Here is a 25959-nt window from a genome sequence, read left to right on the forward strand (position 1 = left end):
GGAACTTCACATGATATTAAGGTTGCACCTGATCTTGTATCAAAATTAGATTTAACAGAGTCAGAAATGCTATGTGCAGATAAAGGCTATGATTCAGAAAGTTTCAGAAAGAAAATTAGAGAAAGTAATACGAAAGCAAACATTCCTCGAAGATCAAATGCCAAATCTAGCAATGATGATATGGACTGGTATATGTATAAAATCAGACATTTAGTTGAAAATGCATTTTGTAGATTAAAACAATTTAGAGGAATTGCCACAAGATACGATAAGCTAAAACGTAACTATCAAAGCGCTGTTGCTTTAGCTTGTATATTTATATGGTTGCCTCTTTAGCTCAATTTATCGGCTGTAAATGTCAACACACCCTAGTTAAATTCGTAACATGATAAAAAAGAATTAAAATCATCCCATCTCAAAAATATAGTGTCTAGATTGCAAATTTTATGTTCTGATTTTTTATTCCAAACTAAATACTCCATATAGGTGTTTTTAATGAATCCTTGGTGGGTCTGGCTTACAAGCTGCTCATCTACTCTTTTTAAATTTTGGCGTATCTTGCAAAAAATAATCCTACTCTGTATTACTATCTATTTATATGAAATGTACTTTGTTCTGATTGCTTTTATGACATGGAATATACGACCTAATATTACCAAGATGAAAATCTATTGGAGGGTACTGAAAACCCCTATTTCACGGCCTGTTTTATGTAAATAGATCTCACATAGTTAGCTCAATAAAAAGCTTTGCTCACTTTATACCTACATTAAAACTAAATTAAAGCATTTCAAAACGTCTGAATCGAAACAACGATTGAATATCAATTAAAATATAATCAAATTTGTCTTTCTTAAAGAAACTTACTTAATACTCTCAGACATAAGTTCGCATTCATGAATTTTGCTCTATTTTCCAATCAATAAGCAGCAAAAATTATTTGTGCCCTTGAACATCATTGAGATTAAAAACCAAAATATAGGCAAAAAAAAGCACTGCAAATGCAGTGCTTTTTTAATGGATACTTACTTTTTCTTTTTAGGACCAAGTAGCATACCCATTTGACGGCCTTCCATTTTTGGTGTTTGTTCAACAATACCATAGTCAACCACGTCAGCTTCAATTTTTTGCAATTGAGCCAAACCTAACTGTTGGTGTGCCATTTCACGACCACGGAAACGAAGCGTGATTTTTACCTTATTGCCTTCTTCAAGGAACTTGATAATGGCACGTAGTTTAACGTTGTAGTCACCAACATCAGTACCAGGGCGTAGCTTGATTTCTTTCACCTGTACTTGATGTTGTTTTTTCTTCGCTTCTTTTTGCTTTTGTTTTAGATCAAACAAATGCTTGTTGAAATCCATGATTTTGCAGACTGGTGGCTCAGCATTGGCAACGATCTCAACAAGGTCAAGATCTACTGCTTCAGCAGCGCGCAAGGCGTCAGTAAGAGATACAATCCCTTTTTGCTCGCCATTTTCGTCTACTAGACGGACTTCTTTTGCACGAATTTCATCATTCAAGGCAGGACGGTTTGATTTTCCGCCCTGTTGATTACGGTCAGGCTGTTTAATCGCTTTTACTCCACAATGTACCGGCCGCGTTCGGCTACGGCTGCTTTTACTAGGTCAACGAATGCATCAATTGACATAGTACCCAAATTTTTTCCAGAGCGAGTACGGACGTTTACAGTACCTTCCTCAACTTCACGGTCCCCAAGAACCAATAAGTAAGGAATACGCTCTAAAGTACGTTCACGAATCTTAAAGCCGATTTTCTCATTTCTCAAGTCTGAAATCGCGCGGATACCGCTTTCTTTAAGTTTAGCGACGACTGACTCACATGCTTCAGCTTGTGAATCGGTAATGTTCATCACACATGCTTGAATTGGAGACAACCAAGGTGGCATGAAACCAGCATAGTGTTCAATAAGTATACCAATAAAACGCTCGAAACTGCCAAGAATTGCACGGTGCAACATTACAGGCTGATCACGGTCGTTATCTTCAGTCACATAAGACGCATCTAAACGTTCTGGTAAGTTAAAGTCACATTGAATTGTACCGCACTGCCATACACGACCTAAGCAGTCTTTCAATGAGAATTCAATTTTCGGACCGTAGAATGCACCTTCACCCGGTTGAAGTTCCCACTCTAGGCCTGCAGCATCTAAAGCATCTGCTAAAGATTTTTCTGCCATGTCCCAAAGTTTGTCATCACCTACACGTTTTTCTGGACGTGTCGACAACTTCATTTGTACTTCTTCAAAGCCAAAGTCTTTATAAACATCTAAAGTCAATTTAATGAAGTCTGCAACTTCAGTACCGATTTGTTCTTTGGTACAGAAGATATGCGCATCATCTTGGGTAAAGCCACGTACACGCATAATGCCGTGTAATGAACCCGATGGTTCGTTACGGTGACATGAACCAAACTCAGCTAAACGGATTGGCAGGTCACGGTAAGATTTTAAACCTTGGTTGAACACTTGCACGTGACATGGGCAGTTCATTGGTTTTACTGCATAATTACGGTTCTCTGAGTGAGTCGTAAACATGTTTTCAGCATAGTTTGCTGCGTGACCTGATTTTTCCCAAAGCGTGAAATCAACCACTTGCGGTGTACGGATTTCTTGGTAACCGTTGGCTTGTTGAACTTTACGCATGTATTGTTCAAGCACTTGGTAAATCGTCCAGCCGTTTGGATGCCAGAACACCATACCCGGCGCTTCTTCTTGCATATGGAACAAGTCTAACGCTTTACCAATTTTACGGTGATCGCGTTTTTCTGCTTCTTCAATACGTTTAATGTACGCAGCGAGCTGTTTCTTATCTGCCCAAGCTGTACCGTAAATACGTTGCAGCTGTTCGTTTTTCGCATCACCGCGCCAGTAAGCACCAGAGATTTTAGTCAACTTGAACGATTTTAAGAATTTAGTATTTGGAACGTGCGGACCACGGCACATGTCCAAGTAGTCTTGATGGTAGTACAAGCCCATTTCAGTTTCTTCAGGCATGTCTTCGATCAGACGCAGTTTGTATTCTTCGCCGCGTGCAGTGAACTCTTGGATCACTTCATCACGTGGAGTCATTTTTTTGATGACATCATAGTCTTGGTCGATGAGCTTTTTCATGCGCTCTTCGATTGCTGCCATGTCGTCTAAAGTAAAGGGACGTGGCATCCAGATGTCATAGTAGAAACCTTCTTCAATGACAGGACCAATCACCATCTTTGCTTCTGGGAACAATTGCTTAACTGCATGACCCACCAAGTGCGCACAAGAGTGACGAATGATGTGAATACCATCTTCATCTTTAGGCGTGATAATTTGTAGGCTAGCATCTTCTGTAATTAAATCAGACGCATCAACTAAACGATCGTTTACACGACCCGCAACTGTATTTTTTGCTAGACCAGGACCGATGCTTTGAGCAACTTCCATCACAGATACGGCATGATCAAATTCTTTTTGATCGCCATTTGGCAAAGTGATAATTGGCATATAAAAATCCTTAAGGAGTGATGCCCCGTACAATGGAGCATGTCACCGCGAGATTATGATCGAGGGAGACCCTCAAAAGATAAAAACGGTGGATAAATAAAATTCGACCTAAATTTTACACGCCCTGTCAACTTTAATAAACCTCTAATCCCATAGAAGTTGATTTTTCTACCGCCTTTTACAAGACTCCTGATAATTCAAGCAGATTTCAGCCGAAATGCGCTTTATGCTGTCAACATAATAATCACGTTCTCATTCATAACTGATGTTACGCACGTAAAAAAAATTGCGAAACAATTGAACCAAAGAACGTAAGGACGCTTTTTTATTCTCTGAAGGTCTCAAAGGCCATGAATTGATCAGCTTGGTACAACCAAAGCTGTGCAAATTGAGGGATGATCATTTCACTCTGGGTAGGGCGTAAAAAAATATAATCATCTACATCTATGCTGCTTGTCTGTGGAATTTGCACAAGCTCCTGATTACTACTGCGACCATATAACGCATGGGGCTGACTGCCTTGAGGATAAACATAGTCCCCTCGCCAATAGCCTCCATAAATAAATACAGCCTGATATTTTGCCCAACGACTGAGCCATTCTAACTGTGGTAATTCAGTCCGCGGCAACACTTTTAACACAGGCGTGGCGATCCACAAGGCACTTTGGAAAGCTTGTAAATTTTTCAGTTCAAAATCTGCGGGTTTTAATAACATCGAGCCAAACGAGACTTCGTTACAGACACTCTGCTGACAATGAAAACTAAAACTAGGACTACCACCACCATTCCAACAGGTGTGTTCATCACATAAGGTTGGGTAGCGCTGTTGTACATAAGCTTTGAATTGTTGATAACTTTGCTGGGACTGTTGATAAGTCTGTTCAGCAGATTGGATCAGCCGTGGAATCTTCGCCACATGTGCGTCATAGCCCATTAATCCTGAAAATTTTAAATGTTGGGGATGTTGAACGATTTCATCCAAAACAGCCTTTAGCTCATCGATCGTTTTCAGACCACCACGGTGTAAACCCACATCTATTTCAATATTGATGCGTAGACACAGTTGATGCTGCTCAGCAAATTTGAGGTATTGGGCTAAACGCTGTTCACTATCAATCAGCCATTGCACTTGCGATTGCGTTGCCTGCAAAAACGCCTTGTCTGCATGGTTCAAAGCCTGAATCGGCATCGGTTTTCCAAACAACACATCGGCTTGCGGTATCGATTCGAAAAGTGTTTTTAGATGTGCAAAATGAAATAGCATGAAACGCTGTGTCTTGAGCTGTGTAGCACAGTGTTGAAGCAGAGCCATGCACGCCAAGGATTTCACCACCAAGCGCGGATGCAGCCCTTTTGGCATTTGCTGCTGAGTGACCACCAAGTTGTGATTTAATGCATCAACATCCACGATTAACTGGGGCATCCCCGTCCCGTTTTGCTTTAGCAGCGTATTCAACTGTTGAAAATATACATCCATGCCATCCCCTTTTTCATATCGTTCAATTGGTCTTCAACGTTTAACTTTCCACGATGCTTATTCAATCAGTAATTGCTGTAGCTCTGGACTGAGCCACTTTTGCTTCGGATCTAATTCTTGTCGAATATTAAAAAAATCCTGCCACTTGGGGTACACATTTTGAAGCTGCCGTGCATTTAGGCTATGCAATTTCCCCCAATGCGGTCGCCCGCCATATTTTAAAAAAATCGGCTCCACGAGCTTAAAGATGACTTGATAATCTTGCTTATAGAACTGATGCACCGAAATTGAGGCCGAATCTTGCTGATAAAACGGACTGAGCCAAATATCATCCCCACGTACAAGTCGATATTCTAGCGGAAAAAACATCGGCACCTTATGACGTCGAAGGGTATGCAAAATTTCTTCTAAACAATTCATCCCGTGTTGCAGCGGAATCTGGTATTCCATCTCATTAAATTTTGTATTTCGAGCAGAAGGAAATATTCGACTTGACCAATCTACGCTCATCGAAGGTTTGACAAAAACACCCAATAATTTTTGTAGCCATGGATTCAGTGGTGGAAAGAATCGCGTCAATTCTGCACAAAATTTGAGTAATACGTCGTCATCTAACCACTGGTCTTTCCGCGGTTGAAGGTCATCTTCCGTCTCATCTAAGGTTTTTAAAATAACCTGATCGGCATGACTAAATACCCAGAACTCAATATGTCGATGTGCATATTGCCATTGCTGCATATTCTGCATGACATCTTTCAGCGGACATAATCGCGTTTGTTCTTTGAGTTTATACATCGGCCGATTTTGCAGCTGTACATGCGTCAGCACGCCTAAACTCCCGAGTGAAACACGCCCTGCTTGGAAAATTTCGCTGTTCTGTTCAGCACTGCATTGTAGTAATTCGCCCTGCGCGGTTAATAATTCAAACCCCGTAACCAATGCCGATAAACATGGTAATTCGAGTCCGGTACCATGCGTCCCTGTTGCAATCGCTCCAGCCAAACTTTGACGATCAATATCACCTTGATTAATCAGTGCCTGATCAAAAGACGCGAGCTTCTCCCCCAAATCAAATAATCGTGTGCCAGCTTGGACGGTACTTTGGCAGCGTTCAGCATCGATATCTAGAATGCCTTTGAGATGATCTAAACTTACTAAGGTATCTGTGGTTTTTGCCAAAGGGCTAAAAGAGTGCCCTGCGCCAACCATACGAATCTTAGGTTGGGATTGCACCACATCCATTAACTGCTCAAGATTTTTCGGTTGTATAAATGACTTCGGGATCGACTTCTGAGCACCTGACCAATTTTCCCATGCAATGTCGTGTTGAATTGTCATATTCATCCTTATCGCCATACTTTTTATTGTATTCAGCCGTATTGTTTTATTTTTGATTTCCGCTTTTGCAATGTTGATGCACAAGCCATCTTGATTTTTTACTTAGATTATACGAAGTTCAGCATCTTCTCAAATTTAAGTTTATTGTTATAAAACAGCAAATAAGCCACGATTGATTAAAGAAAAAACCATTCGTTTATATGCACATACAGACTGTTCAAAGTGCTCTATATTATTCGTTAAGCGTCATTCAAACCGAACCAATAAAAAAGATCACGCATGAAAACATCGGTAAAATCAGCATAAAAAACCAACAACACTTGTATATTTTTCAGCTAAATTATTTATGCTAAAAAATCAATTTTGAGAACCACAGGGTTCATTTTCGTCACTTTATTGTTTTTATTTTATTCATTTTCAATCACTTAAAAATTTAGTGTAAATACTCGACTAAAGCATAAATGCAGAGAAGCTACGGACTGAATTATTGTTAAGTCAGATTTAAAACAAATATATATATGGACTTGGAGTACCACGATGGTTAGCGCATACGATGAATTGCCACGGACCCCGGCAAATTTTGTGGCACTTTCGCCTCTACGTTATTTAGAGCGTGCAGCCTATATTTATCCTGATCAGGATGCCATTATCCACGGCAATCGTCATATTTCATGGCGCCAAACGTATAACCGCTGTCGTCAATTTGCGCATCAATTGCAACAATTAGGCATTGGCAAAAACGACACCGTGTCTGTGTTATTACCAAACGTTCCTGCTATGGTTGAAGCACACTTTGCCGTACCGATGGCGGGTGCAGTATTGAATACGCTAAATACACGCCTTGATGCAAAAACTATTGCCTTCATGCTGGAACATGCTGAAACCAAAGTCCTGTTGGTTGACCCTGAATTCACTCAGGTTGCCACAGAAGCTTTAGCTTTAATCGATCAAGAGATTTATGTCATTGATGTGGCAGATGCTGAATTTGAAGGTACAGCACAACCGATTGGACAAGTCGAATTTGAAGACTGGTTGGCGCAAGGCGATGCCAACTTTGAATGGCACTTACCTCAAGATGAATGGGATGCAATTAGCTTAAGCTATACCTCAGGCACCACAGGGAACCCAAAAGGCGTGGTGTATCATCACCGCGGCGCATATATCAATGCAGCGAGTAACATCATCGCTTGCGGCATGACGCCACGTGCAACGTATCTGTGGACGCTTCCTCTATTCCACTGTAATGGCTGGTGCTTTGCTTGGACAATGGCAGCCAATGGCGGAACCAATATTTGTCTACGTAAAATCGACCCTGAACTGATTTTCAAACTGATTGCAGAACACAAAGTAGATTATTTCTGCGGTGCGCCAATCGTACTTTCAATGCTGATCAATACGCCTGAAGAGAAAAAAGCGCAATTTGACCATCGCGTTGAAGTGATGGTGGCTGGTGCAGCGCCACCTGCTGCGATTATTGAAGGGATGCGTAATATTGGCATCAATGTCACACATGTTTACGGTTTGACTGAAACCTATGGTCCATCAGCACTTTGCGCATCGCAAGCTGGTTGGTCTGATCTTTCCATTCAAGAACAAGCACAGTTGCATTCTCGCCAAGGTGTACCATACCCGCTTCAAGACGGCATGAAAGTCATTGACCCTGAGACCATGTTACCTGTTCCGCATGATGGCCAGACCATGGGTGAAATCATGTTCCGTGGCAACATCGTAATGAAAGGTTATTTGAAAAACCCAGAAGCAACGGCTGAAGCCTTTGCCGGTGGCTGGTTCCATACCGGCGACTTAGCAGTCTGCCAACCTGACGGTTATGCCAAAATTACTGACCGCTCTAAAGATGTGATCATTTCAGGGGGTGAAAACATTTCATCGCTCGAAGTAGAAGAAATTCTATATCAACACCCTGCTGTACTGACAGCTGCAGTGGTTGCAAAACCTGACCCTCGTTGGCAAGAAGTGCCTTGTGCCTTTATTGAATTAAAAGCAGGTAAAGAAGCAACGCCTGAAGAACTGATCGAATTCTGTAAGCAGCACCTTGCACGTTTCAAAGTACCTAAAGATGTAGTGATTACCGAAATTCCAAAAACCTCGACAGGTAAACTTCAGAAGTTCGTTCTCCGTGAATGGGCTAAAGAGCGCGCTGTTGGTGAATTTGGTTAATATTCAAACTCAAAAGCCAAGCATGATTTTTTCAATCATTTAAGCAAAAAAAGCGACCTAATCAGGTCGCTTTTTTGATGTGAAGTATATAACTTCACGTTTTGCTTCAATGATCAGATCATGTTGAATTCTCTGATCATTGAGCTATCTAAGTACTTGGCTATCTAATCATGCATTAGTTATCAGATAATAAAGCCACTTGTTGAATGTAGTTAAACAATTTCAACTTTGACGCAGTCAGTTCTTCTTCGCTTACATTTTTTGCTATATCACGTTGAATACGCAAAATATGCTGACGAATAGGATGATGTTCAGCAGCATTATGGGCTTTCATGAACTCTTTAATGACGGGATCACCTTGGGCAATCATACGTTCAGCCCAGCGTTGAAGCTGCGCTGTTTTTTTCGCACCTTGCTGCGGGGTTAAGTAAGATAAAATCATGGTTTCATCTTCATTACGCAGTAGTTTACCTACACGTTGAAACTGACGGCGTCGCGCTTCATGTGAAGTAATTGTTTGTGCATCAAGTAGTGCTTCGATCAGACGCTCTTCAACAGGAAGATTTTTAATCTGTTTAGGATTCAGTTTTGCAAGTTCCTCGCCCAAAGCAGCCATACGTTGTACAGCTTTCTTTTGCTCAGTTTTACTTGCACGTCCTTCTAAGGATTCAAAGTCTTCTTCGGTATAGCGGTTCGGTCGACGTGCCACGTTTAATCTGCCTCGTAAAATTTTGCCGCAAACAGTGCTTGAATTTCAGATAAAGCTTTTTCTTCATCTGCACCTTCAATCACTAAGCGTAAAGTTGTGCCCTTGCCTGCGCCAAGCATCAGCAAAGACATAATATTTTTGGCATCTACTAATTTTCCACCCTTACCAATTTGAATCGACGAGCGAAATTTGGTCGTGACTTCGATTAGCTTGCCAGATGCACGCGCATGTAAACCCAGTTTATTAATTACGTCAACAGTTGTGTCGATCATGACCAGTGCTTCATTTCTCTATGTAGAACCTGAATAGACCATTTTGCCTCAAGTGCTTTTTTTAGTCTATCTACGATATATACCGAACGGTGTTGCCCACCTGTACAACCGATCGACACCGTCATGTAATGACGATGCCCTTCGGCAAATGCCGGCAGCCATTTATCCAAGAAATTATAAATATCTTGGAACATTTCATTGGTTTGTTCACTTTGTTGTAAAAACTGACGAACTGGCTCATCTAATCCTGAATACTTACGTAATTCCATATCCCAGTGTGGATTTGGCAAATGACGGACGTCAAAAACATAATCTGCATCGAGAGGAATACCATGCTTATAGCCAAAAGACTGTAAGATCAAAATTAAATTATCTGCCTGTCCGAGTTTAGACAGCAAGGTATGTTTTAAATCATGTACGCTCTTATCTGTAGTATCAATATGTACTGTCGAGCGTAATTGAATCGGCAACAGTAAAGATTTTTCTTCCTGTATGCACTCATTTAAACTTTTGAAACGACTTGCCAAGGGATGGGGACGTCGAGATGAACTGAATCGCGCAATCAATTCCTGATCACGCGTGGTCAAATAAATAATATCGACTGAGCCATGGCGTTGTAGCTGTTGAAAAACCAAATCGAACTCTTGTAAATCTGCACGTGTACTGCGGACATCCACACCCAGTGCCAATTGTTCAAGATTATTTTCTGAATCGAGTTTTTCAACAATTTCGGGGAGTAAGGCCAATGGCAAATTATCGATACAGTAATAGCCCAAATCCTCAAGTATCTGTAATGCAGATGACTTTCCAGATCCAGATTGTCCTGTAACAATTAAAATGCGCTTCATCGCTTGCTACCCCATAGCCGTTTTAAACTGCAGTATATTTAACCTGCATATTATCAATAAGACGTGTTGCGCCTAATTTAGCCGCAATAAACAACACCACGTCTTGATCAAATTCTTCAATTTTCTGTAATTCAGGTGTACGTGCTTCAACATAGTCCACAACAAAACCCGCTGCTGTCAATGTTGCTTTAATATTCGCTAACACATCTGCAAGTTGAGTTCCAGCATGTAATTCTGCCTCAGCCGTTTTCAAGCTTTGGTAAATCGTTGGTGCAATCGCACGATTTTCCGCACTTAAATAACCATTACGTGAGCTCAATGCCAAACCATCTTCAGCACGAGTAATCGGCACACCAATCACTTCTAGTGGAATATTTAAGTCACGTACAAACTGACGAATCACTGCAAGTTGCTGGTAATCTTTTTGCCCAAAGAATGCAAAATTCGGTTGAACAATATTAAAGAGTTTTGTCACAACAACAGCAACACCGTCAAAATGACCCGGACGCTGTTCGCCACACAAATCATTGGTAATGCCGCCCACGCTAATATTGGTTAAGCGCGGTTTGTTGCCATACATTTGTTCAACAGTCGGTGCAAACACAATGTCACAACCCACTTCAGCCAATAAGTGCTGATCTTGTTCCAAAGTACGTGGATAGTTGTCAAAGTCTTCATTTGGACCAAACTGAATTGGGTTAACGAAAATACTCACCACCACGACATCACACAGTTTACGTGCTTCACGAACTAAATTAAGGTGACCTTCATGCAAGTTCCCCATCGTTGGTACAAAACCAATGATTTTGCGCGCAGCACGTGCTGGATTTAGCGATGCACTTAAACCTTGAATCGTTGTTTCAGTTTTCATGTCTTACAGCTCAATTTGGAATGTATGTTCTTTGGCAGGGAAACTACCATCAAGTACGGCAGTATGATACGCCTTAAACGCATCCACAATTGCTGTTTCCCCTGCTTGCTCTTTCATAAAGTTGCGAACAAATTTCGCCACGTGACTAAACGTCAGTCCCAACATATCTTGTTGAACCAAGACTTGAGCATCCGTTTCTGCACCGGCACCGATCCCAATAACAGGTGTATTTGGGAATAATTCACTAATTTCTTTACCCACTTGGGCAGGAACACATTCCAAAAGTAAAATTGCTGCACCTGCATCAACCACAGCTTTACAATCTGCAATGAGTTGATCCGCGGTTTCGCGTGTACGTGCTTGCACTTTATAACCGCCAAACACATGAACCGATTGCGGAGTTAACCCTAAATGCACACACACTGGAATACCATTACGGGTCAATACTTCAACTGTTTCTGACAACCATGCACCACCTTCCAATTTGACCATCTGTGCGCCTGCTTGCATCACGGTCTTTGAATTCACCAAAGCGTCATTCAAAGTGGCATAGGTCATAAAGGGCAAATCAGTCAAAATAAACGCATGTTTATTGCCACGACGCACTGCAGCAGTGTGATATACCATATCTTCAACAGTGACAGGTAAAGTCGAGTCATTCCCTTGAATGGTCATCCCCAATGAATCACCAATCAGAATACTATCGACTTCAGCAACTTCCATTGCTTTTGCCATGCTCGCATCATAGCAAGTCAGGCAGGAGAATTTGCGGCCTTCCGCTTTAAATTTTTTCAAGTCACTTAGACTAATCATTTCAATATTCCTCAGATGACGGCTTTCTCAAGTGGTCATACAAAAATTAAAGATGGGCCCAGTTTCCTGCATCCAATACAGTTAAATTTGGATTATTCAAAATAGGTAAATCTTTTAATGGTTGTCCTTTAATTTGTAGATTCTCATCTAAATCCAACAAAGGTTTCAACACAAAATCACGTTCTAAAACACCAACATGAGGCACCGTTAAACGTTCATTTTGAATGTGCTGTTCACCATAAATCAGTAAATCTAAATCCAGTGTACGCTCCCCCCAATGACGTAGGCGTACACGCCCCGACTCTTGTTCAAAGCGTTGCAATTCATCCAACAAGGCTAAAGGTGCTAGATCAGTTTCTAATGCAACCGCTGCATTTAAATAATTCGGCTGATCTTGTGGCCCCATTGGCGGGCTTTGATACAGTTTTGAGACTTTCACTTTTCCGAGCGTTGCAAGTTTATGCACCGCTTCACTGAGGATCTGTAGAGAATCACCTAAATTACTACCTAAACCAATATATGTCAGCGTCATTGTGTTGGCCCAAAAATAACCTGAGTCAAATCTCGTTTCACACGTTTACGTTTTAAAATCGGATGATCTGCACCAATTTCACCACTGGCTGACGCTGCAACGATTGACACTGTCTCTAGACTATTGGCATGTGATTTAGGCTTACGTTGACGGCGACTTCTGCTTTCTGGTTCATTCACCAGCGGTTCAATTTCAACTTGCTGATGTGCAGAAGTTTTGGCTTCCATATCTTCATGCGCCGCTTTACGACGACTCTTGGCACGTTGACGATTGTATTGGCTAATTGCCAGTTCTTTTTCGTCAGTGCTCATCTGCTGATAAGCATCCCACCACTGCCCCATGCCTTGCGTGCTTATATCGCCCGATTTTTCACGCAGCAGCAGAAAGTCAAAGCCTGCACGGAAACGTGCATGACCTGAAAGTGCTTCAATTTGCTGTGGTTTTGGATTCAGCAAACGGGTTTGCATTTCCCAAACTTCACGAATAAATGTTTCTGCAAAGCGTGGAATAATGGTTCGTGTAGCCTGACGTTTCAATACATCCAAGCCTGCTTGAGCACGTGCTTCAGCAGGAACTACACCTTTGTTTAGATAGAACGTACAACGTTCTTGGAACGGAATCCACAATAACACGGCATAGAAAAATGCAGGGTTAATGGTTTTCCCAATCGAAATACGTTGATCGGTATTTTTTGCAGCCAACTCAATAAATGGGGTTACGACTGGTTTGATATCTGCAAATAACTGATACCAAATACCAAAATCGATCAGCATCGGTAAGACGCGATTGAGATGCCCCATAGTAAAGAGTTTTTGTGACTCGTCGTATAAGCGATGTGGAGACACATCACGCAGCAATTGAGTAAGTTCTGAGGTAAAGACATCCAGAATTTTTTCATCAATATTAAAGTTTAATTTGGCTGCAAAACGTAAAGTTCGAAGCATCCGCACAGGATCTTCTTCAAAACGGAGTTGTGGATCACCCAATAAACGCAACGTTTTATGTTTTATGTCATCTACTGCATGACAAAAATCTAACACTTCGCCTTTGCGTGGTTGGTAATACATCGCATTGATCGAGAAGTCACGGCGTGCAAAGTCTTGCTCAATCGTACCCCAATTATTATCACGTAAAATCATGCCCGCAGCAGAAGTCACGGCTTTTTTAGGCGGCGCACGGAAGGTCGCAACTTCGATCAGTTCACGTCCTGAGTAGACATGCGCCAGCTCAAAACGACGACCAATAATTCGGCAACGTCGCCCGAAGACTTCTTTCACCTGAGCTGGTGTCGCATTAGTTACGGCATCAAAATCTTTAGGTGCATGACCCAACATTAGGTCGCGGACACTGCCACCCACGATATAAGCTTCATAGCCTGCCTTAGTTAAGGCATCAATCACATCTAAAATGGAAGAAGGTAATTGTGCGGTTGATAAACCACATTTGGACGCGCGCAAAGTTTGCAAAAGACGCTGTCTCCTACGTCTGAACGTAAAATTCTTAAGATGTCGCTAATGATATCTCTAACACAATCAAAGGGCAATTTGATTATCTCGATGCTCAAGCTGAGCTTAACCTAATTCTTTTTTTTACACTTCACTTAAAGTGCCAATTTTGCTTTATTTTTAGCAAACAGCGCAGGACCGATTCCCTTAACCTGTTGAATATCATCAATGCTTTTAAATAAGCCATTACTTTTGCGATATTGCACAATGGCTTCTGCTTTTTTCTGACCAATTCCATGCAATGTCTGCAGTTCATCGACTGAGGCTGTATTTAAACGTACCTGATCTGTTCGACTATTTTGTTGGGTGCTGGGTCGTGACAAATAATAGTTGGCATTGCTCGGTGCAGTTGCCACTTTGGACTTCGAGGCCTCAGATTGCTTTTTTAATTGCTGATCTTGAGCTTGCTGCATGGCTTTCCATTCCGCGTAGCCCGAAGGGCTTTGAGCAAAAGTTAAATCTGCCATTAAACCCAAAACCAAGACAAGTAATTGTGTAGAGTATTTATTCTTTAGGATGTGGTACATATTCAGCCTGTTGTTTTAATTGTTGTTTTGCCTGTTCCCATAACTGATCCATTTCAGTCAGGGACAAGTCTTCTACATGTTTTTGTTGTAATGTGACCTGTGCTTCAATATAAGCAAAACGGCTTCTAAATTTATGAATGGTACTTAACAGTGCCATCTCACTTGAGATGCCAATCTTACGTCCAACATTCACTAGAGAAAATAAGCAATCACCAAATTCATCAAATATTTCGTCGGATTTTTTGCCTGCTAAGGCCTCTTTTAACTCCCCTAGCTCTTCCTCAAGTTTGCCATAAGCCCCTTCAATATCTGGAAAATCAAATCCAATTTTCGCCACATTTTTTTGGATTTCATCTGCTTGGCTTAATGCAGGAGCATGTTTAACTTCATCTAATCTAGATACTGATTTCCCTGCTTTTTCTTGTTGTTTAATCTGTTTCCATAGTGTTGCCACATCATCCGCATTGAGTGCTGAGAATTGCTCTGCCTGAAACACATGGGGATGACGGCGAATTAATTTATCTGTAATGGCTTGCACCACATCTTGAAAATCAAATGCGCCTTGTTCGCTATACATCTGCGACTGAAAAACCACTTGTAGTAATAAATCCCCCAGTTCATCTCGTACATCATCACTCTGACCTGAACGAACTGCCGCTTCAACTTCATAGGCTTCTTCGATGGCATAACGAGTCAAACTTTCTGGGGTTTGCTTTTGATCCCATGGACATTTTTCACGTAATTCTTTCATCACTGCTAATAATTGTTCCATGTGAACTCCAGCTATTTACTCATCAGTACATTGTTTCGATTACAGAATTTGATATGCTCAAAATTCACTCAAGGAATGAGCAACTCAATTCAGGGAAGCATAACATGCAAAGTATTTTTATTAGCGGTGCAGGACAAGGGATTGGCGCAGCAATTGCACGACTGTTCATACAACAAGGATATAAAGTTGGGCTCTACGACATTAACCAATCTCAAGTTACCTCCTTAGCTGCCGAACTCGGTAGCCATGCCAAAGCTGGACATTTAGATGTAACACAACCAGAGCAATGGCAAAGCGCTTTAGCTGAATTTGTTGCATGGGCAGGTCAGCTGAATATCTTAGTCAATAATGCCGGAATTCTGCATTCAGGCAGCTTTGAACATACGGAACTGTCTGCACACCACCGTACGATTGATATCAATGTCAAAGGGGTGATAAACGGTTGCTATGCGGCATTTCCCTATTTAAAACAAAGCAATTTTGCTCGTGTGATTAACCTCTCTTCGGCTTCAGCAATTTATGGACAAGCGGATTTAGCCAGTTATGCCACATCTAAATTTGCTGTCCGCGGGTTCACTGAAAGTTTGGATATTGAATGGCAAAAATACAATATTCGCGTTTTAGATGTGATGCCTTTATTTGTTCAAACCGCGATGGTGCAAGACATGGATGCACAAAGTATTAAGAAAATGGGCGTCAATCTTCAACCGAGCGATGTCGCTCAGCAAATTTATGCCTTGGTACAAAAACGGGATTCGGTCTTAATGGCTACACATACACCTGTGGGGATGAAAGCTAAATTTTTATTTAATTTATCGAAGTTTAGCCCGCAATTTGTCAACCGCTTAAGTAATATTTGGATTGCACAAAAACCCAAATAGTAACGTGTTACTAATCATTTAATTTTGTAATCATATTTGTACGCAAATTACACAAAGTTACACAATTGTCACATTTTAACAGGACAAAATTCCTTTTTTTGAATAATATTCACCCGCCCATTACTTTCGGGCGTTTATTTTCTAACAATAAAAGTGAATTATTTCATGAAAAAATTACTTGTTCTTGCAACTGTTACTTCTATTTCAATTTCTGCTTTTGCTACAACTCAATTCGCATCTTCAGAATTAAAAGCGATGGATTGTGCAACTCTTGCTGTTGAAAAAGCGAATGCTAAGCGCTCTTTAGAAGCTGCTGAAAAAAACATTGCAAACATCCAAGCATCTGCTCAAGCGCCAGGCAAATCATTGAGCAAATTTGCTGGTTTAGCGGGTGGCGCTCTTGCTGCTTTCGGTGGTAACTCTGAAAAAGCCGCTCGTGCAGGCAACATTGCAAACAGCTTGGCTGGTGAGCAAGATACTTCAGAAGCAGGCAACCTTGAACTTCAACAAGCGAATAAATCTGCTGCTCAAGCAAACATCGACAACATTGGTATCTACCAAGGTTCTAAAAAATGCAAAATCTAATCTAAAGCCAGTTTAGATTGATTTTCAAAAAAGCCCTGTTCAGCCAGAACAGGGCTTTTTTCATGGTGATTTATATGTCATACCGATTTATAAGACATTCAACTCAATATTAGGCAAATGAAAACCTCGGCAAGATTGTTCACTTTGCCATGCCACCGTCAACATCACATGCGGCAGTTGAATATTCTGATAAGCAAAAGTGCCAATTGCGGGATGACTACACATCCCACCATTCTGCTCAGGATGACACTGCGTATTCAGTTCATTCAGGTTCACTCGAATCCCTAAACCTGATGCTTTAAGTACCGCCTCTTTGGTGGTCCAAACTTTAAACCAATAATCAGGATTATGCTCACAACTGTCCCAATTGAGCAATTCTTCGGGATGAAAGCTATGTTGAGCCATCGCATCAAAACGAACTTTTCGATTTAAATCTTCAATATCCACACCAATATTGGCGATTTTTTCACTGCTGGCCAAAACATAATGCTGCTGGCTATGACTATGATTAAAATGAAAATGTGGCAAATCCGGAAGAAAAGGCTTACCAAACGCAGACTTTGAAAAATCTGAATTTTCAACTGACCTATTTAGCCGCTGCCCGAGTAATTGATTTCGATATTGGTAAATGGCTTGTTTACGCACGGCAATTACCTCTTGACGACTCAAGCCATGCGGCTCCACAAAGAAGTCAGTAATTGCACTATATTCAAGCTGAATTTTCGCCATAAGTTATTGATCCAATATCTTTTACACTACGTCCATGACGCTATATTTTATGCGACTCTCCGACACAAAATACACCACAATACAGATGAGCGCATCGGTCCTTTGACTTATAGAGATTTTAAAACTCAGTTTAAAAATATTTCAAACCACTTAAGAAATACTTAATATTATAAATATATTCAAATACTTAAGTATAATAAATATTTCAAATACATCTTTAATTAGATAAAATACTCTAGATTCTTATAACTTTAATTTAAAACTCGGGGTAAACCACATGCTAAGAAAAATCACCTTAATCAGTTCACTTTGTGTCCTACCATGTTTCGCTCAAGCAGGCTTATTGGATGCAGCTGTTGCAGTAATGGGTGCCAAAAATGGCGCGATTATGGACCAAGCTGAAGCTCGTATGAATCAAAGCCGTCAAGAAGCTGCCAATGCTGTAGCTCAAGCAGACCGTGGCTATGCCTCAAATTTCAATCAAGCTAGTCAAACCAACAATAGTGTTTATAGCACCAGTTATTTAAAAACCTTAGATTGCACTGACCTAAGCGTTGAGCGTAAGACCTTTGAACGTACATTGGAAGCATCGCAACAGGCATTAAGCCAAGCGTCAGCACAGCAAAATAACCAAGTTTCAAAATGGGCAGGGCTTGCTGGCAACGCGCTATCCGCATTTTCAGGTCAATCTGAAACAGCGGCCCGTATGGGACAATTTGCTACGGCTTTTTCGGGCAATAAAAATACCCAACAGGATAGCAGCAGCGCACAGCAAGCCATGGAAATTGCTCAAGCTAACCTGGATAATATTGATATTTACCGCCAAGCTAAAAAGTGTAAAAACTAATTTCTACATCTTTTTAGATAAATAAAGTGAAATAAAAAAGCCTGCATATCTGCAGGCTTTTTTTGTTCATCTAAACTTAGCGTTTGAATTTCTTTTCCGCTTTTTTGAACTTCTGAACATAACGACGTTTACGTGCAGCCGTACGCTCATCGATTTGCGACTTACGACCCTCAAATGGGTTATCAGAGGTTTTAAATTCAATTTTGACTGGCGTACCTTCAAGTTTATAAACTTTACGGAACACGTTTTCTAGGTAACGACGATAGTCATTTGGCGTTTTATCAACTTTGTTACCGTGAATCACAATCGTCGGTGGATTTTGTCCGCCCATATGCGCATAACGCATTTTGATACGACGACCTTGAACCATTGGTGGTTGGTGCGCATCCGTTGCATCATTCAAGATTTGAGTGATTTTCGCAGGTGATACTTTCAAATGAGAAGAATCATAAGCACGGTGGATCGATGGATAAAGATCACCAACACCTGTACCGTGAAGTGCAGAAATTAAGTGAATTTTTGCCCAAGGAATAAAGTCAAAACGACGTTCAACATCTAATTTACACTGTTTACGGTCGTAGTCAGACATGTTGTCCCATTTGTTGATGGCAATCACCATCGCACGGCCTGCTTCAAGCGCATAACCGATCAAATGCAAGTCTTGCTCAACGATCCCTTCACGTGCATCGACAACAATTACCACAACATGCGCATCTTTCATCGCTTGTAAAGTTTTCACAATCGAGAATTTCTCGATCATTTCGTCCACTTTACCTTTACGACGTACACCCGCAGTATCGATTAATGTGTATTTACGACCGTCACGTTCAAATGGAATATAAATTGAGTCACGTGTAGTACCCGGCTGGTCAAATGCAACCACACGGTCTTCACCCAACAAACGGTTCACTAAAGTCGATTTACCCACGTTTGGACGACCAATAATCGCTAAACGTAAGCCAGTGTCTTTATCGTGTTGTTCTTCACTTTCATCTTCAGGCACTTCAGCTAACACTTCTTCAAGCATTTGCTGAACACCACGACCATGGCTGGCAGCCACTTGAAGTGGTTCACCCATACCCAATTTGAAGAATTCAACTAAAGCTGCTTCGGCATGAACACCATCAACTTTATTGGCAACAAGATAAACTTTTTTACCTAGCGTACGTAAGTCACGTGCAATTTGCTCATCAGATGCCAATAATCCTGCGCGCGCATCGACCACGAAGACAATAATATCTGCTTCATTGATGGCAGTTTTTGACTGTTCTGCCATGTACGAGTCGATACCACCTTCAGTTTCGCCAATACCCCCAGTATCAACAACAATGAAAGATTTATTTTGATAAGTCGCGTCACCATATTTACGGTCACGAGTAAGACCGGCAAAGTCAGCAACGAGAGCATCACGGCTCTTGGTTATCTGGTTAAACAACGTTGATTTTCCGACGTTCGGACGACCAATGAGCGCAATTACGGGTTTCATAGATTAACCTTTATTCCAGATCAGCCAGTTTGGTCTGGTCTGAACATCAGAAAGCTTAGGAAGAATGGAAATAGGATAAATGCCTAAAATAAATAAAAACACGGGGCATTGATGATTCAATCCCCCGCGTTCAAAAATACGGTTTGGCTTATTTTAACATAAGCCGCAGAAAAATTAACGGTTCTGCCAAATGCTTAATGCACCCTTACGTGTCGATACATATAATTGGTTGTCAATTACACGTAGTGAACGTACTTCACCACTGGTTTTAGAACGACCAACCAACTCGCCTGTCGCTGGGTTGATTAAGTGAAGTACACCATCCAGATCACCAACCACAAGGTCTTGACCTAACATCACTGGGTTACTCAAATTACGATTAAGCAATTGGTCATTTTCCCACAATATTTGACCAGTGGTAATTTCATAAGCCACAATTTTACCATCAGTTTGTGTCACAAAGACACCATTGCCTGCAACTTCAGGGCGCTGAATGCTGCTCGCATCATTACTCCAGATCACTTGTTGTGATGCAAGATCAAGTGCTGTCACTTGGCCTTGGTAACTGGTGGTAATTAAAAATTGACCTGCTACAGTCGGTTCACCGTCAATATCAATGAGACGTTGTACATCTGAACGACCGTCTGACACTGCAACACGACGCTGCATTTTCGGAATACCGCTCAATGCATCAATCACATAGATATAGGCATTTGAAGAAGCGATGAGAACATGACGCGCATCGAGTGATACCGGTGCTGCCATACCACGTAAACTAAACTGTACATTTGGCAAGTTATAGGTCCAAGTTTGTTGGCCCGTTGCCACATCGTTTGCGTATACCGTACCATCATTGGTAACTGAAATAACGCGACCTGCTTGAATCAACGACGGTGAAAGTAACGCGCCGGTTAATTGCGCAGTCCACTTTTGTTCACCTGTTGCCTGATCTAATGCAAATAATTGACCTTTTGCATTACCAACAACCACAATTCCGTCAGCTGCTTCTACACCTGCAGTCAAACCTTGTTTAGAGATTTTCTTCTGCCATAAACGCTCTTTGCCTTTGTAGGCTTGAACTTCACCATTAGGATTTACGCTAAAAACAACGCCATTATCTGCATCCATACGTAAACGCAGCGGATCTGCTTCTTCAGTTGAAGCCACACTGTTTGAAAATACAGGTGCTAAAGTTTTTGCCTGTTCCAATTTTGGTAAAGGATTTGGTTTTACTTTTTCTACTTTTCCTTTATTTGCACAACCAGCCAAAGCAAGTGTTAAAACTGTCAGCGCACAGGTAATTTTGTATTTTCTATTCATTCAGTTGCTTCCACTTGTGTATCTATAATTGGACGTTCAATTTCAGGATCATCAACTAAAACGCCTACACTTTCGAGTTTAATTTGTAAAATTTGACGTTCTTCTTGTCGTTCAACCAAAGCATCCCATGCACTTTGATAAACTTTCTTTGCATTTTCGATATCATTTTTTGCAACATAGACATCGCCACGGGCTTCATCTGCAGTCGCTTGGAAAGCAGGTTCTTTAACGGCTTCTAAGGTTTTTAATGCTTCATCAAATTTCTTTTGCGCCAATTGTGCATACGCCAAACGTAATTTCACCAATTGAATTAAGCCTGCATCATCAACTTTTGAATTTTCAACTTTTTTCAAAGCTTTCTCAGCATTGGCATAATCCGCTTTATCATATGCCAATTTTGCCATAAGCAACTGAGTTTGGATGGCTTGTGGCGAATCTGGCGCTTCTTTTACAATCTTATCTGCAGTCGCAGAAAGTTGTGTAAAAGCGTCACCCGTCGCCGACTGAGCATCATCCATTAACTGCTGGACTTTGGCTGTTTGCATTTGCGATTCAGCCAAAGTTTTCTTCTGCCAGTATTCCCATCCGAAAAAGGCAATCAACGCAATTAAAATGCCGCTAACAATGGCAGAGCCATATTTTTTAGCAAACGATTTTAAATTATCAAGTTGTTCTTCTTCACTCAATGCGCTCATGAAATTACCTTTTTCCTTATGTTATAGGGATTATTTTGAAGAAATTTTTTCGATAATGAAGGCAACAAAGTCTGCCACATTCACTTCGTGTTGTTCTGCAATCGCTAGCTCTTTCACCAGCACTTGCCCTGCTGATTGCTCACGTTCACCGTAAATCACAGCAAATAAAGCACCCGATTGGTCTGCTTTTTTCATTTGCGATTTCATTGAACCTTGTGAACCAACTTTTAAGCGAATGTTGCTACCCGCTGCTTCAAGTTGATCACGAATTTGTTCAGCAAGGACCAATGCCTTACCTTGAGTTGCAGGATCTGAAACCAAGAATAGCTCACAGTCACGCACAGGGGTATTATCTTCCACTTGTTCAAGTAGAAGAAGCAAACGCTCCATACCCATTGCAAAACCAACAGCAGGCACAGACTGGTCTGCTTTACCTTTAAGCTGACCGACTAAACCGTCATAACGACCACCAGCACATACCGTTCCTTGAGAACCTAAGTGTGTAGTTGTCCATTCAAAGACCGTTTTATTGTAGTAGTCGAGACCACGAACCAACTTTTGATTGATCACAAAACCAATACCAGCGTCTGTCAAATACTGCTGCAATTGAGCAAAGTGAGCCAACGTTTCTTCACCCATAAAGTCGTGAAGTTTTGGCGCATTTTCCAAAATGCTTTGTGTTTTTGCATCTTTAGAATCCAAAATACGCAGTGGATTCGTAGCTAGACGTCGCTGAGAATCTTCATCTAAGTCATTTTTATGTGACTCTAAGAATTCAACCAATGCCGCACGATAGGCAGAACGTTCATCAGACTCACCTAAAGTATTGAGCTCTAATTGAACTTTATCTGCAACGCCCATGCGTTTCCACAAACGCGCAGTCATTAAAATCAATTCTGCATCTTGATCTGGTGTTGCAACACCAAAGGTTTCTACGCCAAATTGATGGAACTGACGGTAGCGACCTTTTTGTGGTTTTTCATAGCGGAACATTGGGCCGACATACCATACACGCGGTGTAGCACCACGAAGTAAGTTATGTTCAAGCATTGCACGCACACACCCTGCTGTTCCTTCTGGACGCAAAGTCAAAGACTCAGGCGGGTTACCTTTATCTAGGAATGTGTACATTTCTTTTTCAACGATATCCGTTGCATCACCAATAGAACGTTTGAACAGATGAGTCTGCTCCACAATCGGCAAGCGAATTTGCTGATAACCATAAGCATCCATCAGGCTTGATAGATGCTGTTCTAGACGTCTCCATGCAGGACTTTGCGTAGGGAGAATGTCATTAAAACCTTTGATTGCGACGATTGAACTCATGATCTACTCAGAAAAACTTGTGCGAATAATCTCTTTAGCTTTAGCGTCTTCAAGATCGCTAACACGTTGACGAACCATCGCTTCGATTTCGTCAACCAACTGATTTGTGTCAATTAAATGGCTCTTTTCGCCATTACGATACACCAGTGAACGCGGACTTGCACCAACTACACCAATATCGGCTTCTTTGGCTTCACCCGGACCATTCACTTTACAACCAATCACCGATACATCCATTGGGGTACGAATATCTTCTAAACGCTCTTCCAATGTTTGCATAACTTTGATGACATTAAACTCTTGGCGTGAACAACTTGGGCACGCAATAAAGTTAATGCCGTTTGAACGTAAGCCCAATGATTTTAAAATATCAAAGCCAATTTTGATTTCTTCTTCAGGCTCTGCTGCCAATGAAATACGCATGGTGTCACCAATGCCTTCCATCAACAAACCGCCTAAAGCGATAGCAGATTTGACTGAACCCGTACGGTAGACACCTGCTTCAGTCACACCTAAGTGTAATGGGTTATCAATTTGTGCAGAAAGCAAACGGTACGCATCCATTGTCAAAAATACATTCGATGCTTTGACTGAGACTTTAAATTCATGGAAATTTAAGCGGTCTAAAATATCAATATGGCGCATTGCAGATTCAAGCAAGGCCTGACCTGTAGGCTCACCATATTTCTTTTGAATATCTTTTTCGAGCGAACCTGCATTGACACCAATACGCATAGAGATGTCATTATGTTGTGCAGCAGCAACCACTTCACGGATTTTAGCTTCCGAGCCAATATTACCTGGGTTAATACGCAAACAATCTGCACCAAGGTCTGCAACACGTAAAGCAATTTTATAATCAAAGTGAATATCGGCAACCAGTGGCACTTGCACACGTTTACGAATTTCACCAAAAGCTTCAGCGGCTTCCATACTTGGTACTGAAACACGCATGATGTCTGCGCCCACATCTACGCAGCGCTGAATCTGTGCCACGGTCGCTTCGACATCACAGGTTTCAGTATTGGTCATACTTTGGATGCTGATCGGCGCATCACCACCGACATACACCGAACCTACTTTAATTTTACGCGTTGGACGGCGCTTAATTGGATTTTCAATCATTGTTCAGTCTGCTCTGTTGTCCCTTAACGTGATAAACGGAAATCTGCTTTGCCGTTTACGGTATATGGTGACAATGAAATATTTTCATTATTTAAGCTTAATGACACTGCTGTTGCATCATCCAAACGAATTTGGAATGGTGTTTCACCGTTTAAGTTGAGCGTCGATGCTTGACGACCTGTCGCCAACACCTTACCCGTCGAATCAACAATATGTAATGAAGTCGGGCTACTGAAGGTCAATGTCAATTGATCGCCACTGACCGCTGCATTTCCGCCATTCATGTCGAGGACTTGAACTTCTGAAGCGACATCACTGGTCACAGCGTCTTCATTATCGCTGCCCGAGGTCATGCCTTGAATCGCTGCCACGATCGCACCAATGACCACCAACACCGCCAATGCAATCAAACCACGTTTGATCCATTTACGATTACGGTCACGGTTAGAACCGGGTAATTTACCCATAATTTTAATCGGTGAATTATTTAACGCGTGATTTGGCAACAATCCCGTATCGTTGGCATAAATATCATCAAAACGTTGAATGATATTGGTTGCATCAACTTTTAAATATTTGGCATAAGTGCGGTAGTAACCTTTAATAAAGGTCGCTTCAGGCAATGACTTATAATCATCTTGCTCAAGTGCAGTCAGTGTTTTTAATGGAATATTGAGTTCTGATGCGACAGCTTCAAGTTCCAGTTTTTGCGTAATACGTACTTGACGTAAATACTCACCTGGGCGTTGTACATTTCCTAATGCATTTGGAGCTACGCTCGAACCATTCGATTGCGGTGAATTAGGATTTACTTCCATACGGCCTCAGTACTGTACTGTAATTGCAAATAGCGTTGGTATTCAGGACTTTCTGGGAACAAAGCACGTAACTGGTTAACCAGTACTTGCATACCCAAATTGTCGCCATTGGCACGCGCTGTTCGAATGCCAATCCAGAGTGCGCGCGCACCCTGATTTTTTTGTCCTACTGCACGTACAAATTGTTCATACATTTGTGTGGCAGCAGGGAACTGCTGATTCAAATAAAAGATTTCAGACAACTCTAACATTGAAACATAGGAATCACGATTAGCCTGTAAAGCTTGTTTGAATGATTTTTCAGCATTCGCCACATCACCCACTTTCAGGTAAATTCGACCTAAATTTTCCAATGCTTTGAAACGTTGATCATAACCTAAAGTTGAACCTGCGATGCTGAACTGTTCAATCGCATCATTATAGCGCTCAACTTGGTATAAATACGTACCGTAGTTGTTACGCGCTTGAGAATTTTTTGAGTCTGCTGAAATTGCACGCTTAAAATAACTATCTGCTTTTTCTAAGTTGGCTGGGCTGCCTTCTCGTTGTAGTAAGACACCCATCATCATATTGGCTTGGGAATCGCGAGAATCCACCTCTAAAGCCTGATCTAATGCACGTTTAGCAGAGTCCAAATCCCCTGCTTTCAGGTGTTCAACAGCCAATTGCGTTCTGATTTTTACGGCTTTCTCTGGGTCTTTTTTCCCAATCTCAGGCGTTTGACATGCTGTTAATGCCAAAACCGATGCACATAAAGCTGAAACGAAAGTGAACTTATACGTTAACTTTTTCAATTGGCTGCC

The 25959-nt window shown here is 41.4% G+C and carries 26 protein-coding genes; 5 read left to right on the forward strand and 21 right to left on the reverse strand.

Annotated features, from left to right (window positions below; all coding sequences use genetic code 11):
- Positions 1 to 336: IS5 family transposase (locus FTU06_RS00005; RefSeq protein WP_180144168.1), on the forward strand; the 336-nt coding region annotated here is incomplete at its 5' end.
- A 689-nt stretch (positions 337 to 1025) separates the two neighbouring features.
- On the opposite strand, the gene infC is transcribed toward FTU06_RS00005, so the two are convergent.
- From infC to FTU06_RS00025, 4 genes are all read right to left on the reverse strand, one after another.
- Entirely contained in the window at positions 1026 to 1574 is a 549-nt protein-coding gene (gene infC, locus FTU06_RS00010) for a translation initiation factor IF-3 (protein WP_180144441.1), read from the reverse strand.
- A 5-nt stretch (positions 1575 to 1579) separates the two neighbouring features.
- Entirely contained in the window at positions 1580 to 3502 is a 1923-nt protein-coding gene (thrS, locus tag FTU06_RS00015) for a threonine--tRNA ligase (protein ID WP_180020981.1), read from the reverse strand.
- 325 nt (positions 3503 to 3827) lie between these two features.
- Positions 3828 to 4979, reverse strand: a complete 1152-nt coding sequence (locus tag FTU06_RS00020; protein WP_180144171.1) for an alanine racemase — start codon at positions 4977 to 4979, stop codon at positions 3828 to 3830.
- A 57-nt stretch (positions 4980 to 5036) separates the two neighbouring features.
- The gene (locus FTU06_RS00025; RefSeq protein ID WP_180144443.1) at positions 5037 to 6317 is read right to left on the reverse strand and encodes a D-arabinono-1,4-lactone oxidase; all 1281 of its coding nucleotides are present in this window, start codon (positions 6315 to 6317) and stop codon (positions 5037 to 5039) included.
- A gap of 537 nt (positions 6318 to 6854) precedes the next feature.
- Here FTU06_RS00025 and FTU06_RS00030 point away from each other — a divergent pair.
- The gene (locus FTU06_RS00030) at positions 6855 to 8495 is read left to right on the forward strand and encodes an acyl-CoA synthetase (protein WP_180144174.1); all 1641 of its coding nucleotides are present in this window, start codon (positions 6855 to 6857) and stop codon (positions 8493 to 8495) included.
- Between the two features lie 175 nt (positions 8496 to 8670).
- Here FTU06_RS00030 and yjgA read toward each other — a convergent pair whose 3' ends face one another.
- The 9 genes from yjgA to mazG all read right to left on the reverse strand — a co-directional run bounded on the left by yjgA (position 8671) and on the right by mazG (position 15344).
- Positions 8671 to 9204: a ribosome biogenesis factor YjgA gene (gene yjgA / locus FTU06_RS00035; RefSeq protein ID WP_180144177.1), complete on the reverse strand. Its 534-nt coding sequence runs from the start codon at positions 9202 to 9204 to the stop codon at positions 8671 to 8673.
- A gap of 2 nt (positions 9205 to 9206) precedes the next feature.
- Entirely contained in the window at positions 9207 to 9476 is a 270-nt protein-coding gene (locus tag FTU06_RS00040; RefSeq protein WP_067763492.1) for an HPr family phosphocarrier protein, read from the reverse strand.
- Positions 9473 to 10324, reverse strand: coding sequence for an RNase adapter RapZ (rapZ, locus tag FTU06_RS00045; RefSeq protein ID WP_078189595.1), 852 nt, complete (start codon positions 10322 to 10324; stop codon positions 9473 to 9475). Before rapZ ends, FTU06_RS00040 begins: the two co-directional genes overlap by 4 nt.
- Before the next feature lie 22 nt (positions 10325 to 10346).
- A complete protein-coding gene (gene panC / locus FTU06_RS00050; RefSeq protein ID WP_078192648.1) occupies positions 10347 to 11195 on the reverse strand; it encodes a pantoate--beta-alanine ligase in 849 nt (282 codons plus the stop codon).
- Between the two features lie 3 nt (positions 11196 to 11198).
- Entirely contained in the window at positions 11199 to 12008 is an 810-nt protein-coding gene (panB, locus tag FTU06_RS00055; protein WP_180020987.1) for a 3-methyl-2-oxobutanoate hydroxymethyltransferase, read from the reverse strand.
- A gap of 46 nt (positions 12009 to 12054) precedes the next feature.
- Positions 12055 to 12540: a 2-amino-4-hydroxy-6-hydroxymethyldihydropteridine diphosphokinase gene (folK, locus tag FTU06_RS00060; RefSeq protein WP_078192650.1), complete on the reverse strand. Its 486-nt coding sequence runs from the start codon at positions 12538 to 12540 to the stop codon at positions 12055 to 12057.
- Positions 12537 to 14006: a polynucleotide adenylyltransferase PcnB gene (pcnB, locus tag FTU06_RS00065; RefSeq protein WP_180144180.1), complete on the reverse strand. Its 1470-nt coding sequence runs from the start codon at positions 14004 to 14006 to the stop codon at positions 12537 to 12539. The genes folK and pcnB overlap by 4 nt, the downstream gene beginning before the upstream one ends.
- Positions 14007 to 14140: 134 nt before the next feature.
- Positions 14141 to 14572 carry a ComEA family DNA-binding protein gene (locus FTU06_RS00070; RefSeq protein WP_180005384.1) on the reverse strand — a complete coding sequence of 144 codons (432 nt, stop codon included), beginning with the start codon at positions 14570 to 14572 and terminating at the stop codon, positions 14141 to 14143.
- Positions 14550 to 15344 carry a nucleoside triphosphate pyrophosphohydrolase gene (gene mazG, locus FTU06_RS00075; RefSeq protein WP_180144183.1) on the reverse strand — a complete coding sequence of 265 codons (795 nt, stop codon included), beginning with the start codon at positions 15342 to 15344 and terminating at the stop codon, positions 14550 to 14552. Before mazG ends, FTU06_RS00070 begins: the two co-directional genes overlap by 23 nt.
- Before the next feature lie 104 nt (positions 15345 to 15448).
- On the opposite strand from mazG, the gene FTU06_RS00080 reads away from it, so the two are divergent.
- Both FTU06_RS00080 and FTU06_RS00085 read left to right on the forward strand, forming a co-directional pair.
- On the forward strand, positions 15449 to 16225 hold the full coding sequence (locus FTU06_RS00080) for an SDR family oxidoreductase (protein ID WP_180144186.1): 777 nt from the start codon (positions 15449 to 15451) through the stop codon (positions 16223 to 16225).
- 165 nt (positions 16226 to 16390) lie between these two features.
- Positions 16391 to 16810: a hypothetical protein gene (locus FTU06_RS00085; RefSeq protein WP_180144188.1), complete on the forward strand. Its 420-nt coding sequence runs from the start codon at positions 16391 to 16393 to the stop codon at positions 16808 to 16810.
- Between the two features lie 87 nt (positions 16811 to 16897).
- Here the strand turns inward: FTU06_RS00085 and FTU06_RS00090 are convergent, their stop codons facing one another.
- Entirely contained in the window at positions 16898 to 17539 is a 642-nt protein-coding gene (locus FTU06_RS00090; RefSeq protein WP_180144191.1) for a 4'-phosphopantetheinyl transferase superfamily protein, read from the reverse strand.
- A gap of 277 nt (positions 17540 to 17816) precedes the next feature.
- Here FTU06_RS00090 and FTU06_RS00095 point away from each other — a divergent pair, with 277 nt between their 5' ends.
- Positions 17817 to 18386, forward strand: coding sequence for a hypothetical protein (locus FTU06_RS00095; RefSeq protein ID WP_180144193.1), 570 nt, complete (start codon positions 17817 to 17819; stop codon positions 18384 to 18386).
- 76 nt (positions 18387 to 18462) lie between these two features.
- On the opposite strand, the gene der is transcribed toward FTU06_RS00095, so the two are convergent.
- The 7 genes from der to pilW form a co-directional block, all read right to left on the reverse strand.
- Positions 18463 to 19872, reverse strand: coding sequence for a ribosome biogenesis GTPase Der (gene der / locus FTU06_RS00100; RefSeq protein ID WP_078189606.1), 1410 nt, complete (start codon positions 19870 to 19872; stop codon positions 18463 to 18465).
- 174 nt (positions 19873 to 20046) lie between these two features.
- On the reverse strand, positions 20047 to 21192 hold the full coding sequence (gene bamB / locus FTU06_RS00105; protein ID WP_180144196.1) for an outer membrane protein assembly factor BamB: 1146 nt from the start codon (positions 21190 to 21192) through the stop codon (positions 20047 to 20049).
- The gene (locus FTU06_RS00110; RefSeq protein WP_078192660.1) at positions 21189 to 21887 is read right to left on the reverse strand and encodes a tetratricopeptide repeat protein; all 699 of its coding nucleotides are present in this window, start codon (positions 21885 to 21887) and stop codon (positions 21189 to 21191) included. The genes bamB and FTU06_RS00110 overlap by 4 nt, the downstream gene beginning before the upstream one ends.
- Before the next feature lie 30 nt (positions 21888 to 21917).
- Complete coding sequence (gene hisS, locus FTU06_RS00115; protein ID WP_180144198.1) at positions 21918 to 23213, reverse strand: histidine--tRNA ligase; 1296 nt, start codon at positions 23211 to 23213, stop codon at positions 21918 to 21920.
- Between the two features lie 3 nt (positions 23214 to 23216).
- Positions 23217 to 24338, reverse strand: coding sequence for a flavodoxin-dependent (E)-4-hydroxy-3-methylbut-2-enyl-diphosphate synthase (ispG, locus tag FTU06_RS00120; RefSeq protein ID WP_180011668.1), 1122 nt, complete (start codon positions 24336 to 24338; stop codon positions 23217 to 23219).
- Positions 24339 to 24361: 23 nt separating this feature from the next.
- Positions 24362 to 25156 (reverse strand): RodZ domain-containing protein, encoded by a 795-nt coding sequence (locus FTU06_RS00125; protein ID WP_180144201.1) that lies wholly within the window; start codon positions 25154 to 25156, stop codon positions 24362 to 24364.
- The gene (gene pilW, locus FTU06_RS00130) at positions 25147 to 25950 is read right to left on the reverse strand and encodes a type IV pilus biogenesis/stability protein PilW (RefSeq protein WP_078189612.1); all 804 of its coding nucleotides are present in this window, start codon (positions 25948 to 25950) and stop codon (positions 25147 to 25149) included. The genes FTU06_RS00125 and pilW overlap by 10 nt, the downstream gene beginning before the upstream one ends.
- Between the last annotated feature and the right edge of the window lie 9 nt (positions 25951 to 25959).

Source organism: Acinetobacter sp. YH12052, assembly GCF_013419835.1.
Lineage (GTDB): Bacteria > Pseudomonadota > Gammaproteobacteria > Pseudomonadales > Moraxellaceae > Acinetobacter > Acinetobacter amyesii.